Source organism: Propionispora vibrioides (assembly GCF_900110485.1).
GTDB classification, from domain to species: Bacteria; Bacillota; Negativicutes; order Propionisporales; family Propionisporaceae; genus Propionispora; species Propionispora vibrioides.
Window position 1 is genome coordinate 32835 of record NZ_FODY01000002.1, and the last position, 18561, is coordinate 51395.

The 18561-nt window shown below is 51.9% G+C and carries 14 protein-coding genes; 9 read left to right on the forward strand and 5 right to left on the reverse strand.

Annotation, left to right across the window (positions count from 1 at the left end):
* Positions 1-19 precede the first annotated feature (19 nt).
* Positions 20-1144, reverse strand: a complete 1125-nt coding sequence (locus tag BMW43_RS02075) for a GNAT family N-acyltransferase (protein WP_245732189.1) — start codon at positions 1142-1144, stop codon at positions 20-22.
* A 183-nt stretch (positions 1145-1327) separates the two neighbouring features.
* Entirely contained in the window at positions 1328-2962 is a 1635-nt protein-coding gene (locus BMW43_RS02080) for a two-component system sensor histidine kinase NtrB (RefSeq protein WP_177173433.1), read from the reverse strand.
* A 745-nt stretch (positions 2963-3707) separates the two neighbouring features.
* Here BMW43_RS02080 and BMW43_RS02085 point away from each other — a divergent pair.
* The 8 genes from BMW43_RS02085 to BMW43_RS02120 all read left to right on the forward strand — a co-directional run bounded on the left by BMW43_RS02085 (position 3708) and on the right by BMW43_RS02120 (position 12530).
* Positions 3708-4640, forward strand: a complete 933-nt coding sequence (locus tag BMW43_RS02085) for an ABC transporter permease (protein ID WP_091743749.1) — start codon at positions 3708-3710, stop codon at positions 4638-4640.
* 2 nt (positions 4641-4642) lie between these two features.
* Positions 4643-5545 carry an ABC transporter permease gene (locus BMW43_RS02090; RefSeq protein WP_091743750.1) on the forward strand — a complete coding sequence of 301 codons (903 nt, stop codon included), beginning with the start codon at positions 4643-4645 and terminating at the stop codon, positions 5543-5545.
* A 193-nt stretch (positions 5546-5738) separates the two neighbouring features.
* Positions 5739-6734 carry an ABC transporter ATP-binding protein gene (locus BMW43_RS02095; protein ID WP_091743751.1) on the forward strand — a complete coding sequence of 332 codons (996 nt, stop codon included), beginning with the start codon at positions 5739-5741 and terminating at the stop codon, positions 6732-6734.
* 8 nt (positions 6735-6742) lie between these two features.
* A complete protein-coding gene (locus BMW43_RS02100) occupies positions 6743-7717 on the forward strand; it encodes an ABC transporter ATP-binding protein (protein ID WP_091743752.1) in 975 nt (324 codons plus the stop codon).
* A 40-nt stretch (positions 7718-7757) separates the two neighbouring features.
* On the forward strand, positions 7758-8558 hold the full coding sequence (locus BMW43_RS02105) for a serine hydrolase (protein ID WP_091743753.1): 801 nt from the start codon (positions 7758-7760) through the stop codon (positions 8556-8558).
* A 32-nt stretch (positions 8559-8590) separates the two neighbouring features.
* Positions 8591-10186 carry a peptide ABC transporter substrate-binding protein gene (locus BMW43_RS02110; protein WP_091743754.1) on the forward strand — a complete coding sequence of 532 codons (1596 nt, stop codon included), beginning with the start codon at positions 8591-8593 and terminating at the stop codon, positions 10184-10186.
* Positions 10187-10250: 64 nt separating this feature from the next.
* A complete protein-coding gene (locus BMW43_RS02115) occupies positions 10251-11201 on the forward strand; it encodes a S66 peptidase family protein (protein ID WP_091743755.1) in 951 nt (316 codons plus the stop codon).
* A gap of 198 nt (positions 11202-11399) precedes the next feature.
* Positions 11400-12530 (forward strand): amidohydrolase, encoded by a 1131-nt coding sequence (locus tag BMW43_RS02120; RefSeq protein ID WP_091743756.1) that lies wholly within the window; start codon positions 11400-11402, stop codon positions 12528-12530.
* Between the two features lie 114 nt (positions 12531-12644).
* Here BMW43_RS02120 and BMW43_RS02125 read toward each other — a convergent pair whose 3' ends face one another.
* Positions 12645-13544, reverse strand: a complete 900-nt coding sequence (locus BMW43_RS02125) for a DMT family transporter (protein ID WP_091743757.1) — start codon at positions 13542-13544, stop codon at positions 12645-12647.
* 294 nt (positions 13545-13838) lie between these two features.
* Between BMW43_RS02125 and BMW43_RS02130 the strand changes: the two genes are divergently transcribed.
* Positions 13839-14726, forward strand: coding sequence for a LysR family transcriptional regulator (locus BMW43_RS02130; RefSeq protein WP_091743758.1), 888 nt, complete (start codon positions 13839-13841; stop codon positions 14724-14726).
* A gap of 120 nt (positions 14727-14846) precedes the next feature.
* Here the strand turns inward: BMW43_RS02130 and recQ are convergent, their stop codons facing one another.
* Together recQ and pdxR are read right to left on the reverse strand one after the other, a co-directional pair.
* Positions 14847-17069: a DNA helicase RecQ gene (gene recQ / locus BMW43_RS02135; RefSeq protein ID WP_091743759.1), complete on the reverse strand. Its 2223-nt coding sequence runs from the start codon at positions 17067-17069 to the stop codon at positions 14847-14849.
* Positions 17050-18468 (reverse strand): MocR-like pyridoxine biosynthesis transcription factor PdxR, encoded by a 1419-nt coding sequence (gene pdxR / locus BMW43_RS02140; RefSeq protein ID WP_091743760.1) that lies wholly within the window; start codon positions 18466-18468, stop codon positions 17050-17052. Before pdxR ends, recQ begins: the two co-directional genes overlap by 20 nt.
* Positions 18469-18561 lie beyond the last annotated feature (93 nt).

Sequence of the window (18561 nt, forward strand, 5' to 3'; positions counted from 1 at the left end):
TTTGTTATTTCTAAGTAACCTAACTGTCTTGACTCAAATTGATAATAACCCGGTGTGCCGTCGCCGGATCGTTATGAGCAAATTTAGCAAAGGACAAACTGGATAGGACTAATATTTCGGCATCGGTTTTAGCGGTGATTTCTCTTCCCTGCCGCGGATGGACCAACAGTCCGTTCGTGCCGAAAGATTCACCGGGGTAAACAACGGAGCCATCCCGGGCCTGTACCTGACCGGCAAGCACCACATTGACATCATAACTGCTACTGCCCTGCCGTACGATAGTTTCCCCGGCCGGACAACGCACCACCACACCGCAGGCGCCGACCAGTTTTTGCCCTTCCCTGGCCGACAGTCCCCGCAGCAGAGTCATTATCTGTTCCGGGCGATCTTCCAGGCGGCCCGTCAGGTATTCCCACAACCCTTCGTCCGTAATTAATTGGCTGTTAATTATATCTGAATTTTCCGTAAATTCTCGATAAAACCAATCCTTACTGCCGGTATCGGCGGTCCGTTTGCGCGCCAGCCGGTAATAAGGCGACCGAACAGCCTTCAGATGGGCTATGTCATTGACCAACAGTACGAACGGCGACAACAGACCGAACTCAGCATCCTCAATATGCCCGCCAAAACGCTGAAAGCCAAATTGCTCATACAGGCGCAGCAAATACAAATTGCATAAGCCAAAACTGAACTCGACTCCCTGACTGCATTCCAGTTCATAACCGCGGGACGGCAGCAAATAGGAAATTGCCGAATTCCGGTAACGCGGAGCAATCATAAATTTTGAACTATAGGAAAAAAGCGGCTTTTTTTCCTTACCGTAAAACCGTTGGAATCTTTCCAATGATAACATGGTTTGCCAGCTTGGTGAAAACTGTTCTCTGGTGCCGATATTGACCCGCATAGTACCGACAATCTCATGGCCGGCCCGGGCATACAGGAGCAGTCCCCATTCATCCAGTTCATCATACAGCAGGGCATCCCCGCCTTGTATCGCGGGCAGCTTATCCATTTCCTCCACATAAATGCGATAGCGGAAACGATAAATATCACTTTTTTCTTCCTCCGTCCGGGCAACGCCGATTTGCACTTGCCCTTGCTGCATTGCCTGAGGCTCGCTGAAAATTTGACAACCCTTTTCCACACTACATTTCCCCTTTCCTTATTATGCTGGCTGACAGACTGCAAAAGCCTTCACGGCTTCATCGTCCCACCTTCCTTCTCCAGGCAAGTGCCTGAGAAAGCCTCACAGCCGGCAAACGGAAAAAGAGAAAAAAATAAACCGGCTTGAAGCATCTGTTTAGATACCTTCAAGCCGGTTTGTTTTTTAAACGGGCAATTTAAAATATATTAAGAATTCGGTTCCTGCCGGGTCTGTTTTCACCTTCATCACAGCCCCGTGTCTGTGCACAATACGATAGCAAATGGATAACCCCAAGCCTGTTCCCGTGTCCTTGGTGGTCAGAAACGGCGTTCCCAGTTGTTCCACCAAATGAGCCGGTATACCCGGACCATTGTCGCTGATTGCCAAAACCACCTGTTCCGCTTCCTTATAAGTACGGATTTGCACCAGGCCTCCCTTGTGCGCCATGGCCTCAATAGCGTTACGGACCAGATTAAGCAACAATTGTCTGATTTCGTTCTCATCAAGCAATACATCGGGAACTGGCGCCAATTGGAGACGGATGGCCGCTTTATCAGCGGTAGCCAGCGTTTCCAGCAGCGGGTAAATAGCATGAATGACTTTATTCAATGAACAATACTGCAGCTTAGCCCGTTTTTCCTTCGCCAATAGCAAGTACTCGCTGATAATATCATTGGCTCTGTCCAGTTCTTCAATTAAAATTTCGTAACAGCTTTCCAGCGCCTTATCGCCTTTTTTGTAGGCAATAAACTGCAAATAGCCCCGGACGGTGGTCAGAGGATTGCGAATTTCATGGGCTACACTAACGGCCATCTGTCCAACCACATTCATTTTATCCGCCCGCTCGGCGATATTCTCCAGATTCCTGCGTGACGTAATATCACGGACAATCCCTTCCACCGCCGTAATCTTTCCCTCACCATCGCGAATATATGTGGCTGTCTGCTCGGCCCAGATAGCAACCCCATCTTTACGCTGTATGGAAAAAATTCGCGGCCCAGTGTCCTCCTGCTGTCGCGGCAGTTCAAACGGATGCAGCAAGGTTCTGAACAAACTGCCGTCCCGGTAAAACTCCTCTACAGCATAGCCTGTAACCGTCAAAGCGGCGGGACTGATATATTCAAAAGCAGGAACCGAGCTTACCTTAAACCGGTAAATAATATCGGCGGCATTTTCCGCGAACAGCCGATAGGGCAATTCTTTATTAATCAAGTCCTGCCTGGTCTTTTCAAAATACACAATAATCGTACCGGCGGCAATAGTGACGCGAAGCAACCCCGCCAACGGCACTATCCAGATCATCCATCCCGGAAATAAGGGGAAGATCAGGGTAAGTGCACCCCAGAGGAAAAACGCATAGCCGGTAACCTGTTGTCCAATGCCGGAGCCTTCCATATGGAACAAAAAGAATATGCCGATCCACAACAGCACCACGCCGCCATACCAGGCGGTAGGCAAAAGCTTATATAACGGCGGTACAGGCAGCAACCCCAGCAAAGCCGTAATCACAACAGCTAAAACCACCCCATATAGCCAGCCCTTATGAATTTTCCTGTTGTTAAACAGGTAAATTCCCCAGACAAATACAATACCGCTGGCGTTAAACAACAATTGGTACAAGTTAAATTCCCACAGCGAGTGCTTCCACTGCAGCACACCAAAATCAAACAGAATATTCCGGAGCAAAAAAATAATCCAGGATAACGCCCACAGTCCGATATGTCTTTCTCTATATAAAACATACAGATATACATATACCAAACTTAAAGAAAATGTTCCGGCCGCCGAACTGATAGCCGTTAATAATATATAATTCATTACAAAGTCCTTTCGGGAAAGATAATAAGAATAACTGCATATTGCCTTTCTCCCTTTTCTATCCCCTACGGAAAATTCCCTTTTTGCTACGGCCCGCCAACAACAAATATTGCACAATATTTCACTTGAGAACCACGAATTTACGTACACTGTCATCGTGACAGCTTTTTCCGTCAGACTGGGTCAGCAGAATAGCCCAAGTATTCCTGCGGCTTTACTTCCCTGCCATGCAAAAAATCCGCTCACCCTGCCGGCACCGGCAGGTTCATGAAAGCAATGCTTCCTAGAGCGTATCTTCAAACTAACGGAATGGTCCATGGCGAGTGATTTTTGCGACAGACAAGGCATACCCTAAAGGGCACGCGGAATTTTGCAGGATAGCGGCCCCTATTTCAAAAAAATTTAACGAAGTATGGCACAAAAAGCGCCGTCAAGGAGCATTTCGGATAGTTTGAAGCCACGCCCTAGACACCCTATTGTGAAGAATACGTGGATACGTAAACACTCTTTCAGGCCGAAGATTCTGCGAGATATGCCCATTATTCCACCCAAGGAGCAGGACTTTGTTCTTTTTTCAACGAATAACCTTTTATTCTTATAAATACCGCTTTTTTCTGCTGCCTGCCGGACGCATACCCGGCGGCTTTTATTGAAAGCATATATGGCAACAGATCCGATACCGTTGGACGAAAGAGGTATACAGCGAGTATACCTCTTTCGTTTTAGAAAAAGGAGTGACTTGTTTTTGCTGCGTTACATTCTACATCGTCTACTCAGTTCCCTGGTAGTCCTGCTGGCCATTGTCACCATTACCTTTCTTTTAATGCACGCCATCCCCGGCGGCCCTTTTACCGGCGAAAAAAACCTCTCGCCAACGGTGAAAAAAAATATTGAAGAGCGGTATCGTCTCAACGACCCCTTATGGCAGCAATACCGGGATTACGTCGTCCATTTAGCCTCGTTTGATTTAGGCCCTTCATTTAAATACGAAGGACGTACGGTCAATGCCATCATCCAGGAAAGCTTTCCGATCTCCCTGCAACTGGGCAGTCTTAGCATTGTTTTGGCCGTTCTCTTCGGCATTCCGGCCGGTGCCGTGGCCGCGTTACGCCAAAATAGTTGGCAGGACTACCTGACCATGTTGCTGGCGACGCTGGGCGTATCTGTTCCCGGGTTCGTCTTTGCCACCCTGTTGATTTACCTGTTTGCCATTAAGCTGCAATGGCTGCCGGCAGCACTCTGGAACGGACCGGCCCATATGATTTTGCCGGCTTTGGCACTGGCCAGCCAACCGGCAGCCTTCATTGCCCGCCTCACCCGGTCGAGCCTGCTGGAAGTACTGGCCCAGGACTATATTAAGACAGCGAAAGCCAAAGGATTATCCCAAACAGCCATCTTATTCCGTCATGCGTTGAAAAACGCCTTGATTCCGGTGGTAACTTATCTGGGACCGATGGCCGCCTCCATTATCACAGGTAGCTTCGTTATTGAAAATATCTTTGCTATTCCCGGCCTGGGGCGGCATTTTGTCACCAGCATTTACAACAGGGATTACACCGTCATTCTGGGCATCACCGTATTTTACAGCGCCCTGGTTATCCTGTTCAACCTGCTGGTCGATCTCATCTATCCGCTCTTAAATCCGCGGATACAGTTGACTACGAAAGGAGAGGAATAGCCATGCCAATGAGCAGTGACTTGTTTAAACCGTTAGCCCGTGACCGGCAGCCGGCCCTGCTCCTGCCGGTGCCTGAGCAGACTGCCTGGCATCGATTGAAAGAAAACAAGCTGGCTATGGCCGGACTATATGGCATCATCGTCATACTGCTGCTGGCCGTCCTGGGTCCTTGCTTTTCCAGTCTCAGCTATTCCGACCAGAACCTCCAGGCGGTCAATCAGCCGCCCAGCGCCGCCCATTGGTTCGGCACCGACAGTCTGGGCCGCGACCTGTTTATCCGGGTACTCTATGGCGCCCGCATTTCTCTGGCCATCGGTTTTGTCGCCAGCTTAATCAATCTGACCCTGGGGGTTTTATACGGCGGCATTGCCGGCTTTTTCGGCGGACGCATCGACCGGATCATGATGCACATTGTCGACGTGCTGTACGGGATTCCAGTCTTATTGTATGTTATTTTGCTGATGGTCATCTTAAAGCCGGGGCTGACCAATATTTTCATTGCGCTCGGCATTGCCTACTGGCTGAATATGGCCCGTATTGTCCGGGGGCAGATTCTGCAGCTAAAAGAGCAGGATTACGTATTGGCGGCCCGCTCGCTGGGCGCCAACCACTGGCGCATTTTGCTGCGCCACCTGCTGCCCAACAGCCTGGGGCCCATCGTTATCACCATGACGCTGACCATACCGGAGGCTATCTTCACAGAGGCTTTTTTAAGCTTCATCGGGCTTGGCGTAGCTGCCCCGCTGGCAAGCTGGGGCGTGTTGGCTTCCGATGGGGTTACCAGCCTGCGTTCCTACCCGTTCCAGCTTCTTTTCCCTTCCCTGGCCATTTGCCTAACCATGCTGGCCTTTAATTTTCTCGGCGATGGCCTGCGGGATGCTCTTGATCCCCGCGTAAGGCGATAGGGAATGTTTTCAAACTATCCGAAACGTTCCCTGACGGCGCTTTTTGTGCCATACTTCGTTAAATTTTTTTGAAATAGGGATCACTATCCTGTAAAATTCCGCGTGCCCTTTAGGGTATGCCTTGTCTGTCGCAAAAATCACTCGCCATGGCTCATTCCGTTAGTTTGAAAACAGCCCCTAAGGAGGACTTCTTATGCAACCACTGCTTACTATTGACAATTTGGCTGTAGCTTTTGATACTTATGCCGGGCAAGTTCAGGCCGTCCGCGGCATTTCCTTTACCATGCTACCGGGCGAGGCCGTCGGCCTGGTCGGCGAATCAGGCTGCGGCAAAAGTGTTACGGCCCATGCCATCATGCAGTTAATTACCAGGCCGCCCGGACGCTATGCCTCCGGCAAGATCGATTTTGCCGGCACCGATTTGCTGCAATTACCGGAAACAGCCTTGGAAAAAATTCGCGGTAATACAATCAGCATGATTTTTCAGGACCCCATGACCTCCCTGAATCCGGTACTCACGGTGGGAAGACAAATTGCCGAAGCTCTGGAACTGCATCAAAAGCTGAGCAAACGGCAAGCTGCTGAACGAGTTGTTGAACTCTTGGAACTGGTGGGTATTCCTGCGGCGCAGGAACGAAGCAGGAACTATCCCCACCAGTTTAGCGGCGGCATGCGGCAGCGGGCTATGATCGCGATGGCGCTCGCCTGCAACCCCCGCTTGCTCCTGGCTGACGAACCGACAACAGCCCTGGATGTGACCTTACAGGCCCAAATACTGGATTTGCTCAAAGAGCTGCAAGTCAAATTCAACACAGCGATTCTCTTTATTTCCCATGACCTTGGCGCAGTGGCTGAACTATGCAGCCAGGTCCATGTTATGTATGCCGGAAAAATCGTTGAATCGGCAGCTACGGCCGATCTGTTCGCCAACCCGCAACATCCTTATACCAAAGGGCTGTTAGCGGCGGTTCCCCGCCTGGACAGCGATGAGAAAATGCCGCTGGCCATCATCGACGGGCAGCCGCCCAATCTGTTACAGCCGCCGACCGGCTGTCCTTTCCACCCCCGCTGTCCCCAGGCCATGCAAATCTGCACTGAAGACTATCCGGAAACCATAAAGCTTCATGCGAAACACAGCCTCGCTTGCTGGCTGCAGCATCCCGCTGCACCCAAACCGGACAGGGAGTGATTGAACTTATGCAGGAACAGGAAATACTACTGGAAGTAAAGCATCTAAAGAAATACTTCACTGCCCAGAGAGATTGGCTGGGACGACCAGCCGCTTACGTCAAAGCAGTGGACGATATAAGTTTTACCCTGCCTAAGGGTGAAACCCTCGGGTTGGTTGGAGAAAGCGGCTGCGGTAAATCGACGGCCGGACGGACACTGCTTCAGCTATACCGTCCAACGGCAGGTCAAGTCCTGTTTAAAGGCAGGGATATCGCGGCCTATACTTCAGAAAAAGAGCTGCGCCGCGACATGCAGATGGTTTTTCAGGACCCCTATGCTTCGCTCAATCCGCGGATGACTATTGGCGATATCATTGGTGAACCGTTGGACATCCATGATTTGGCTGCCGGGAAAGCACGATCCGAACGAATTGATGAGCTGTTGTCCCTGGTTGGCCTGGCGGCCGGCTACCGGAACCGGTATCCCCACGAGTTCAGCGGTGGCCAGCGTCAACGGGTCGGAATTGCCCGTGCGTTGGCGGTCAATCCCAGCTTTATCGTATGTGACGAACCCATCTCGGCCCTGGATGTTTCCATCCAGGCGCAAATCGTCAACTTATTGGAGAGGCTGCAAGCCGACCTGGGTCTCACTTATCTCTTTATTGCCCACGATCTGGCTATGGTCAAGCATATGAGCAAGCGGGTAGCCGTCATGTATCTGGGCAAGCTGGTTGAACTGGCGCCCAGCAGCGAGCTGTACAAGCGACCCCAGCACCCCTATACCCAAGCCTTGTTATCAGCCATACCCACGCTGGCTTCCTCAACAGCCGGGCAGCGGCTTCGGCTGTCCGGCGAAATTCCCAGTCCGGTCAATCCACCGCCAGGCTGCCGGTTTCACACCCGCTGCCGGCAGGCCATGCCGATATGCAGTCAACAGGAACCGGTTTTCACTGAGCTGACTGCAGGCCACTTTGCCGCCTGTCATCTATATAAGCTGAACTAACCATTCTTAATTCAACTTATATATCAAAGGAGATCAATAGATGAAACAATTAGAGCAAACCATTCAACAAATACTAACCACCTGTCCCTGCCAGCAGGCCCTGCTGATCCGGCACCTTCCCAGCGGCCGTCAATTCGCGTTAAACCCGGATCAGGTATTCCCTGCTGCCAGCATGATCAAGCTGCCGATTATGTATGAAGTGATGCGCCAAGCTTCCCAGGGCCGGCTCGCCCTGGAGGAGCTCCTGGAGGTAACGGAAGCCGTCCGGGTAGGCGGTGCCGGCATCTTGCAGGAGCTGCGTCCAGGCATTGCCCTGACAGTCCAGGAGCTAGTCACGCTGATGATTGTCATCAGCGATAACACGGCCACCAATCTGCTGCTAAATCGGATTGGTCTGGCTGCTGTCAATAGCACGGCTGAACAACTCGGTCTTACCAATACCGTCTTGCGCCGCCGGATGATGGATTTTACCGCCGCCCGGGCCGGGCAGGAAAACCACACCTCTGTCGCCGATATAGCCAAACTGCTGGAAATCATGTATCAGCAGACGACGCTGCCGCCGGAATACGGCGAACTGATGCTGAATATCCTGAAACGACAGCAAATTCGCGATAAGCTCCCCTTTTATCTTCCCGAAGATATTGCCATCGCCCACAAGACAGGAACGCTGGACGGCGTAGAGCACGACGCCGGCATTTTGTTTTCCGCCGGCGGTCCTTATCTCATCAGTGTGATGACTGCCGACTTACCGGTTAATTATCAGGGCCTGCAATTGGTGGCGCAAATTGGCCGGGCGATTTTTGAGTACAGCCATACACCTTCCGCCAGGGCTAATTGCTAACAATTGTTATATGAAACAGAGGAGGAACTGTCATGTCTTTAAGAAAACTACTTACCTTTTTGCTGGCGGCCATCTTGTTGACGTCCTTAAGCACAGGCTGCGGCAAAACTACCAGTAACGAACAGGTGCTCCGCTACGCGCTGGAAGCCGAGCCGGCCACTCTGGACCCCGGCAAGTCGACGGCCATTCCCGAATCACTGGCCGAACTCCAGATTTTTGAGGGCCTTACCCGTCTGGACGCCAAGGACCAGCCAGTGCCAGGAGTAGCCGAAAGCTGGGATGTGTCGGCCGACGGCCTGACCTATGTATTTCATTTACGTACCAATGCCAAATGGTCAAACGGTGATCCGGTCACTGCCCAGAACTTTGTCTTTGCCTGGAAGCGGGTACTAAATCCTGACTTTGCTTCGGAAAATGCTTATATGCTGTTCCCCATCAAACAGGCTGAGGCATATAATGGAAAACAGGCGTCTGCCGACCAACTGGGCGTTAAAGCGGTTGATGCCCATACATTGGAAGTTACCCTGGAAAAACCGACTGCTTATTTTCTCAGCTTGGTAGCCTTTCATGCCTTCTATCCGGTTCATGAAGAAACGGTAACCGCTCAGCCCGATTCCTGGGCCACCGATGTGGCCACCCTGATTGGCAACGGTCCGTTCAAAATAACCAACTGGGTACATAACGGTCAAATTGATTTTGCCAAGAACGATGCTTACTGGGATGCCGCCAGCGTCAAGCTGGCTAAAATGGAATGGCCTATCAGCGATTCCCAGGCAACCCGTCTGTCCATGGTCGAAAACAACCAGGTCGATATGATGGTTGAACCGCCGGTCAGCGAGCATGACCGGCTGAAGCAGGAAGGCTTACTTAGCATCTCGCCCTATCTTGGTGATTATTACTATGTATTTAATACCAAGCAACCACCCTTCGATAACCCCAAGGTCCGGCAGGCCTTTTCCCTGGCCATCAACCGGGAAGCCTTGGTCACGAACGTCATCAAAGGCGGTAAAAGACCGGCCTATGCCTGGGTAGCACCGGGATTGATCAATCCAGCCACCGGGAAGGACTTCCGCGAGGAAGGCGGCAACTATGTGACGGAAAATATCGACCAGGCAAAAAAACTGCTGGCCGAAGCCGGTTATCCTGACGGGAAGGGGCTGCCGCCGATTACCATATTATATAATACCAGCGAACTCCATAAAGCCGTTGCCGAAGCCATCCAGGAAATGTGGAAACAGAATTTAGGCGTTGAGGTAAGCCTGACCAACCAGGAGTCCAAAGTATTCCTGGAGTCGCGGACACAGGGTCAGTTCCAGGTTGCCCGCGCTTCCTGGGTAGGCGATTATGCCGACCCCATGACGTTTATTGATGTGTTCAGAGATTCCGGTAATGACGCCAAATACCACAATCCGGCCTACAACCGGCTCGTTGAACAGGCACAGTCAACCAATGACCAATCCGTCCGGATGAAGGCCTTGCACGATGCCGAACAGCTGCTGTTTGCCGATGCCGTAATCATGCCCATCTACTATACGACACAACCCTATGTGGCTAAACCGTATGTAAAGGGTTATTTCTGGTCCATCCTTGGTCCGGCGGACTTTAAAACGGCTTATATTGAAAAATAACTTCCGGAGCCTGTTGCTTTGATCAGTATCTTCTTTAAATCAGCCATAACGAGGTGAGCGACGTATGCAAGTCAGTTCTCGCATAAAACCCCGGCGTCTCCGTCCCGGCGCCACCCTTGGTATCATCGCTCCGGCCAGCCCCGGCGATGCCCAGGTGGCTGCGGCAGGCCTTGAATTGCTGCGCGCAAAAGGTTTTTCCCCGCAGGTGGGTCGTTCCTGTGACCAGAAGGCAGGCTTCTTATCCGGTCCGGACAGAGAGCGCGCCGCTGATATTCATGCCATGTTTGCTGATCCCAACATCGACGGCATACTCTGCCTGCGAGGCGGCTACGGCACCATGCGCCTCTTAGACTTGCTCGACTATGAACTAATTCGAACCCATCCCAAGGTTTTTGTCGGCTACAGCGATATAACGGCTTTGCATACCGCCATCGGCCAGCGCAGCGGGCTGGTTACCTTTCACGGTCCCATGGTCGCCTCCGATATGGGCCATGAGATGCCCGACTATACCTGGAACGGTTTCAGCCGGGCCGTTATGAATGACCAACCGCTCGGACAGCTTTCAAATCCGGCCTGCACCGCTCCCCCCTCCTGGCTTGCGGCGGGAAAAGCGCGGGGAATACTGGCCGGAGGCAACCTAAGCCTGATCGTTTCCACCCTGGGAACCCCTTATGAACTGGATACAGCCGGCAAAATTCTTTGCCTGGAAGAGGTGGGCGAAGCTCCCTACCGGCTTGACCGGATGCTGACCCAGCTCTTGCTGGCCGGCAAGCTGCAAGCGGCAGCAGGCATTGTGTTCGACATGTGCGCCGGCTGCGATGACGCCGACGATACTCCCGGCTTTACGACCGAAGAGGTACTACAAGAACGGCTGGGACAACTGCCGGTTCCGGTACTGTCCCGCTTCTACTTCGGCCATACCAGCGAAAAAGCAACGCTGCCTTTCGGTATTGCGGCAGAGCTGGACTCTGCCGCAAACAGCTTTACTGTTACCGAGACAGCAACGATAAATTAAAGAACCGCCAATTAATTTACACTGTGCGGCCTGACCGATCTTTTTCCGCCTGGCTGCATCAGCAGAACCTTGCCAGAGCGGAACTATTCCTGCGGTTTTGTTTCCTTGCCAAACGAAAAATCGCTTACCAGAACGACAGGCTCACTAAATCGGCGGTTCCTTAGGACTTTCCTCAGAACCCTGAAACGGAGGTGTCCAATGGATACACACGCAAAAAAAAGACAGATTATTGCTATCATTGACGCCCTGCGGCCGGAATTGGAGGCCATCAGCCTCTTTCTCCATCAGAACCCGGAACTTGGCGGCCAGGAGCATCAGGCAGCCCAACGCCTGATGGAGGCTGCCCGGCAGAGAAACTTTACCGTTCAACAAAAAATTAGCGGCTATGAGACGGCTTTCATCGCCAAAAAAGGACATTCCGGCCCTAAAATAGCCTTCTTAGCCGAGTATGACGCCCTGCCGGGTTTGGGGCATGCCTGTGGTCACAATTTAATCGCCGCCATGAGTTGGGGCGCGGCGGCGGCTTTTGCCGAAGTAGCCGGTAACCAGGCCGTTTCCTATTTAATCGGCTGCCCGGCCGAAGAAACCAGCGGTGCCAAAGTCAGTATGGCAAATGACGGTGTTTTTGACGAACTGACCGCCGCACTGATTGTTCATCCGGGAGATGCCAACAACCTGGGCGGCACTTCCTATGCCTCTCACCCACTGCAAGTGACCTTCCGCGGCCGGTCGGCCCACGTAGCCAGCAAGACCGATAAAGGCAGTAATGCTCTCGATGCGCTGGTCATGTTTTATCAGGGCTTGCAGCAGCTCCGGCATACCTTTACCCAGGAGAACATCATCGCCGGCATGATTACCAAAGGCGGTATCGCTCCCAATATCGTACCGGCTGAAGCGGAAGCCAAATTTACCATTCGCGCCTTATCTTCGCACTATCTGGAAACCACTATCCTGCCAGCCGTACAGCGCCTTGCCCAAGGAGTTGCCCTGGCAACCGGTACGGCAGTAGAAACCTGTCACTATGAACCGCTGTTTAAAGAACTGCTCAATCATCCCAAACTACTTCAGCTATACCAGAACAACATGATGCTGCTCGGTGAAACAGTCACGCGGCTTAAGTCACAGGATGCCGATGGCTCCACCGATGTAGGCAATGTCAGCCACGCCGTGCCCACCATTCATCCCGATATTGCCATCGGCAGCCCATTAACCGCCCATACTCCGGAATTTGCCCTGGCAGCAGGCTCTCCCTACGCGCAGGAACGCCTGCTGGTAGGCGCTAAGGCCATGGCCATGACGGCGGTTGATTTGCTAACTACCAGCCTTTAACCGTAAAAGCCCAACTCGGATTATCCCTATCCCAGTTGTCCTGTTAAATAAAAATGCGTTGCTTCGCAAACTACGGTGAAGCAACGCATTTTTTATTTATAACAGGCTAACCGGTCAATATTTTCTTGCAACACACAGGGAGGTCGACAGTAGATTTTTGAGCATGCTGCTGTCCAGTTCCACGCTTATCACGCCAGCCAGAACCACGGTGGCACCAAGGTAGCCCTGCAGCGTCAATGTCTCACCGGTAAACAGAAAGGCAAAGAGAGCGGCAAAAATCGGCTCCAGCGAAAAAATCAGTCCCGTATGAGCCGCCGTAGTATACCGTTGGGCCGCCGTCTGACCAATAAAGCCAAAAGCGCTGCATAACAGACTCAGTCCAAGCACAAACAGCCAGTTTTCCGGTGTTGCCGGCAGCTTGGGTGTCTCGGTCAAAGCCGATACGGCAAATCCCCAGCCACCGGCAACGCCAAGTTGCAATACGCCCAGCGTAATCGAATCCACCTTGTGAGTCAATATGCCTGTCACAATAATATAAGCCCCATACAAGGCCGCGCCGGCAATACACCAGCCGTCACCGGCATTGACGCTCAACCGGCTCTGCAGCGTAAGCAGACCGATGCCGCTTAACGCCGCCAGCGCTCCGAACCACACCTTGCGCTGCGGCGCTTTTTTCAACAGGACCGCCGAAAAAACCGGTACGAAAATAACTGATAGGCTGATTAAAAACCCGGCATTAGCGGTAGTTGTATGTTTTACGCCAAATACAATTGCCACAAAACAGGCAAACAACAACGACCCCAAAAATAGCGAGGCCTTAAGAACTTTACGGTCCAGATTGCGCAGCCGGCGGTTAAAGATTACCGCCGCCACCACGAAAGCGATGCCAAAACGCAGCCCGATCAGATTAAATTCCTGTAAAGAAGCTAATCCCAGCTTCATAAACAAATAGGATGATCCCCAACATAGAGTTACCAGCACCAATAACAGATCCGCTTTTCGCTGTGCAGTCATATCGACTTTCCCCACATTCTTTTTTAGGTAACCACTGATTAAATGAACCTGTCGGCCTGGTGAGAGATTTTTTCGTCTGGCAAAGAAGTAAAACCGCAGGAATAGCGGCCCCTATGGCAAGGTTTTGCTGACGCAGCCAAGCGGAAAAAGATCCGTCAGGACGTGCAGCGTGAATTAATCAGTGGTTACTTAGCTAGCAAAGATTGCCTATTTCCTAGTATACGTATATACTTATCATTAGAAAAGAGAATCTTTATAATATGATAAATGAAAAAAAATAATGAGGTGACCGTTATGTCGATTACCAAATACCAAGTGTTCCTGAACACAGTAGAGCTTGGCAGTCTTACCAAAACAGCGGAAGCGCTCAATCTGACCCAGTCCGGCGTCAGCCACGCCATCGCCAGCCTGGAAGCGGAGTTTGGTTTTTTGCTGCTTATCCGGGATCGGGCGGGTATCCGGCTAACCAGCAACGGCGAGCTGCTGCTGCGGTATGTCCGGGATATTTTGCAGGCGAATGAACGGCTGAAACAGGAAGTAGCCGCAATTAACGGCCTGGAAACCGGCACGGTGCGGATTGGATCATTCGCCAGTGTTTCCACTCAATGGCTCCCCCCCATCCTGCAGGAATTTCAACGTCAGCATCCTTCTATCGAATTAAAACTGCTGGAAGGCGATTACGACGATATTGATCGCTGGATTGCCAATGGCTCGGTGGATTTTGGCTTTATTTCCGCACCTTCCTCCAAGGCCTTCGAGATCATGCCGTTGAACCGTGACAGAATGCTCTGCATTCTCCCGCTCGGTCACCCGCTGGGCGAAAAACCCTTCATTACCTTTGCCGAAATAAAAAACGAACCGTTTATTATGCCGGCCTGGGGCAAAGACGATGATGTCCGGCGGCTGCTGCAAAAAAACAAAATTGTTCCTAAAGTCAAATTTGAGGTAGCCGAAGACCGAACGATTATTGCCATGGTGCAAAGCGGCCTGGGTATCAGCATATTGCCGGAAATGGTACTGTTCCGCCTGGCCGACGGCCTGCATACGCTGGAACTGGAAAAACCTCATTTTCGTACCATCGGCATTGCCGCACCCTCGCTTACCTCCATATCGCCTGCCGCCAAAAAAGTAATCGCCTGCGTCCGTACCTGGCTGGAAACGCAAGCAATGCTGGAATATTAACCTGTCTGCCGCATATTTCCGGTTGAGCCAAAACTACAAAGTCCTCGTAGAAACCTAGCCGGTAAGCTGTAACGAACGCCCCCAGGCTGTTGAATAGCAACAGTCTGGGGGCGTCTTACATTACGCCTGTTTATATTTATAGATTACCGCCTTGATGGTCCCGTATTCAATATTCTCCGGCAGGGCTTCTTTCAACGGTTTTAGCTTTCCCGCCCCCAATTCCTCGATTTTTTCCAAAATCAAGGCTTCCTGCTCCCGGGGTATCAGCCGCGACCAATCCAGTACATGACCTTCCTGACTGCAGCGGAACAGATGCTCCTGAACGGTGATAAGCTTCAGGTCACGCTGCCGGGCAATATCTGCTGGCGCAAACCCTTCCTGATACAACTGCAGCGTCACTTCATGGCTGGGACGTTCCTCGTTCGTCTTATCCTTATCTTGGTCTTTATCCTGTTCCTCATCCGCATCGGCGGCAACAGGTACAGCCAGAGGCACGACCGGCCGATGCTCGGCGACGTATTCCCGGATGACCTGCAGAAACTCCTCGCCATACCGCGCCAGCTTTGTCTCGCCCACTCCCTTAACTGCCCGCAGCGCCGCGGCATCCAGGGGATAGGTTTCACTCATTTCTCTTAAAGTAGTATCGGCGAAAATAACATAGGGTGGAACCTGAGCCCGGTCGGCAATGTCCTTACGCAGCTTGCGCAACAGAGCAAACAGGGAGTTGTCCGTTTCCTGACGCCGGCGCTGCCGTGGTACCTTCTGCCAGACCTCTTCCTTCTTCTGCAGCACCGCCAGCCCTTTGCCGGTCATGCGCACCACCGGGTACTGGCTCTCGGTCAAGGCCAGATATTCGGTGGCGACCAGGCGATTAATCAAATCCTTAATACTCTGCAGCGAACGATCCTTCATAATACCATACACTGAAAGGGTATGACAGTTTTGCTGTAATACCTTTTGATTTTTCGCACCCTTCAGTACATCGGCGATAAAAGCAATGCCGTACCGTTCCTTGACCCGCAGGACGCAGGAAAATATTTTCTGCGCTTCGACCGTGATATTGGTTAATTCTTCATCATTGTTGCAATTGCCGCAGTTACCGCATTCCAGCTGCGCGGCGGTATCGCCGAAGTATGACAGAATATAACTGCGCAAACAGGCAGGTGTGTGGCAATAATCAACCATGGCCTGCAGTTTGCCAAACTCACTGCTCTTTCGCTCTTCCTCTGCGACCGACTGATCAATGAGGAATTTTTGCAGCAACGGGTCTTGAGGGCCGAAAAGCAGCAAACACTCGGCCGGCTCGCCATCCCGGCCGGCCCGGCCGGCCTCCTGATAGTAGGACTCCATATTCTTTGGCATATTAAAATGAATAACATAGCGTACATCCGGTTTGTCGATGCCCATACCAAAGGCATTGGTTGCCACCATAATACGAATATCGTCACGGATAAACCGTTCCTGACTCTGCTTCCGCTCCTCATCCGTCAAACCGGCATGATACCGGCCGGCCTGATAGCCTTGGGCAGTAAGCAGTTCATATAGGTTGTCCACTTCATTACGGGTCGCCGCATAAATAATTCCCGACCGACCTTCATTGTTGGCCAAATACTTCAAAATAAAGTTTTGCTTATTCTCACCCCTGAGCACTGAAAAAGATAAATTGGGGCGGTCAAAACCGTTAAAATACAATTTGGGCCCAATAAGCCTCATCAGTCCAATAATATCCTGCCGCACCTGATCGGTGGCGGTCGCCGTAAAAGCGCCGATGGCTGGCCGTTTCTTCAATTGGGTAATGAAGGTGGGGATAAAGCGATAGCTTGGTCGAAAATCATGCCCCCACTGGGAAACGCAATGAGCCTCGTCAACGGCCACCAGTGAAACATCCAGCCGCTGAACCGCCTGTTGAAATAAATCGGATTCCAATCGTTCCGGCGCGACGTATAACAGCTTGTATTTACCAACTTGTGCCGCCGCTACTCTTGCTTCCACCTCGGCAGCCGTTAACGAGCTATTGATAAAGGCAGCGGGAATACCGAGCGATGAGAGCGTGTCCACCTGATCCTTCATTAATGAAATTAACGGCGATATGACCAGGGTAATTCCCGGCAACAGCAAGGCTGGAATTTGAAAACAAAGGGATTTGCCAGCCCCGGTCGGCATAATGGCCACCGTATCCTGCCGTTGCAGCAGACTGCCGATAATCTCCGCCTGCCCCGGCCGGAAATCGGTATATCCATAATAAGTCCGCAGAAGCTGTCGCGCCTCATCCAACCGTACTCTATTCAAGTTCTCAGGAACAGTTCTTCTGTTTCCTTGTGAATTAGCTTCCTCTTGTGACATAACCATAGTCTCCTCTTTCCATTAATCGGCGCAAAGCGCTCATGCCCTCCTGAATTTGCCCGGCATTCAAATGGCCGTACCCCAGAAGCAGCTTGTCCCGGTGCTGTTCGTGCAGCGAAGGATACAGCCGGTTCACCGGCCGGATACCCAGTCCGGCAGCACGACTTTCCTCCACAAAACGCTCACCGAACTCCGCTCCCGGAAACTGAAGCGCCACATGCAATCCTGACGCATCACCCCAGGGACAGACCGAATCTGCGAAATGTTCTTGAACAGCCTGCAAAAAACAGCTTCGCTTTTCCCCATAGCTTCGCCGCATCCGGCGGATATGCTTATCCATGGCCCTGGTGCGAAGGAATGCCGTCAGGGCGGCCTGCTCCAGCACAGGGTTTTGCACATCCATATATTTTCGATAGTGCCGCCATTTTTCCTGTAATGGTTTTGGCAGTATGACAAACCCCAGTCTTAATGCCGGAAACAGTGTTTTGCTGAAAGTCCCGACATAAATCACGTGGGAAGCATCCAGAGAATATAGCGGACTGATTGCCGGACCGGCATAACGAAATTCTCCGTCATAATCATCTTCAATAATATAAAAATCATTATCCCGGGCCAGTCGAATCAGGGCGGCACGGCGGCCGGCCGGTAAAATACCGCCCAAAGGAAACTGATGCGACGGCGTTACATATACGGCCGAAACAGCGCTTTCCGTCAGTGTCTCGACAATTGCCCCCTGCTCATCCACCTCCAGCCATTGGACCGGATACCCCCGATCGGTAATAACCGTATACATAGCCGGATGGGATGGATTCTCCAGCACGAAAGGTGCCCCAGTCTTATGCAGCAAGCCAACCAGCAGATAAAAAGCCTGCGTCGCACCGGCCGTAATAAAAATATCGGCCGGTTTTACCAGCATCCCTCTGCTGCGCAACAGCCAGCAGGCAATTTCCCCACACAGCAGCTCATATCCCTGCGGACTGGTATACCCCCATTGTCCGGGCGGCAACTGGCCGGCGGCTTCTCCCAGCATTTTGTTCCAGAGCTTCCAGGGAAACAAAGTTATATCCGGCCGCCCTGTTGCAAAGTCCCACACCGGAGTGCCGGCTTCCGGCTTTACCGGCGCAGTTGCCACACCGTCCGGTTTGTAGTCCAGGCAAACATCCCGGGCAATCCGGGTCGGGGCTCCTTGACGGCTGACGGTAAAGCCCTCAGCCAACAGCATATCATAGGCCTCACAGACAGTATTGCGCGAAACACCCAAGCTGCCGGCCAGTTCCCGCGTCGAAGGCATCCTTTCACCTGCCGCCAATTGGCCTGCCAGGATACGTTCCCGCAGGGAAAGAAATATCTGCCGCGCCAAACTCAATTCTTTTTTATCCTGCCACTGTATTTTCCACATATAATTCCTCACCAACTGGCTCTTTCACTTTGCCCGTCAACTGGCTCTTACCCCACTGCCGTTATTTTATTATCATTATAACATAACAAAAAT

Excerpts from the sequence above, each read along its gene's own strand:
- BMW43_RS02080 (WP_177173433.1), bottom strand. The coding sequence starts at position 2,962 with ATGAATTATATATTATTAACGGCTATCAGTTCGGCGGCCGGAACATTT.
- BMW43_RS02100 (WP_091743752.1), top strand. The coding sequence starts at position 6,743 with ATGCAGGAACAGGAAATACTACTGGAAGTAAAGCATCTAAAGAAATAC.
- BMW43_RS02095 (WP_091743751.1), top strand. The coding sequence starts at position 5,739 with ATGCAACCACTGCTTACTATTGACAATTTGGCTGTAGCTTTTGATACT.
- BMW43_RS02090 (WP_091743750.1), top strand. The coding sequence starts at position 4,643 with ATGCCAATGAGCAGTGACTTGTTTAAACCGTTAGCCCGTGACCGGCAG.
- BMW43_RS02110 (WP_091743754.1), top strand. The coding sequence starts at position 8,591 with ATGTCTTTAAGAAAACTACTTACCTTTTTGCTGGCGGCCATCTTGTTG.
- pdxR (WP_091743760.1), bottom strand. The coding sequence starts at position 18,468 with ATGTGGAAAATACAGTGGCAGGATAAAAAAGAATTGAGTTTGGCGCGG.
- BMW43_RS02105 (WP_091743753.1), top strand. The coding sequence starts at position 7,758 with ATGAAACAATTAGAGCAAACCATTCAACAAATACTAACCACCTGTCCC.
- BMW43_RS02115 (WP_091743755.1), top strand. The coding sequence starts at position 10,251 with ATGCAAGTCAGTTCTCGCATAAAACCCCGGCGTCTCCGTCCCGGCGCC.
- BMW43_RS02120 (WP_091743756.1), top strand. The coding sequence starts at position 11,400 with ATGGATACACACGCAAAAAAAAGACAGATTATTGCTATCATTGACGCC.
- BMW43_RS02125 (WP_091743757.1), bottom strand. The coding sequence starts at position 13,544 with ATGACTGCACAGCGAAAAGCGGATCTGTTATTGGTGCTGGTAACTCTA.
- BMW43_RS02130 (WP_091743758.1), top strand. The coding sequence starts at position 13,839 with ATGTCGATTACCAAATACCAAGTGTTCCTGAACACAGTAGAGCTTGGC.
- recQ (WP_091743759.1), bottom strand. The coding sequence starts at position 17,069 with ATGTCACAAGAGGAAGCTAATTCACAAGGAAACAGAAGAACTGTTCCT.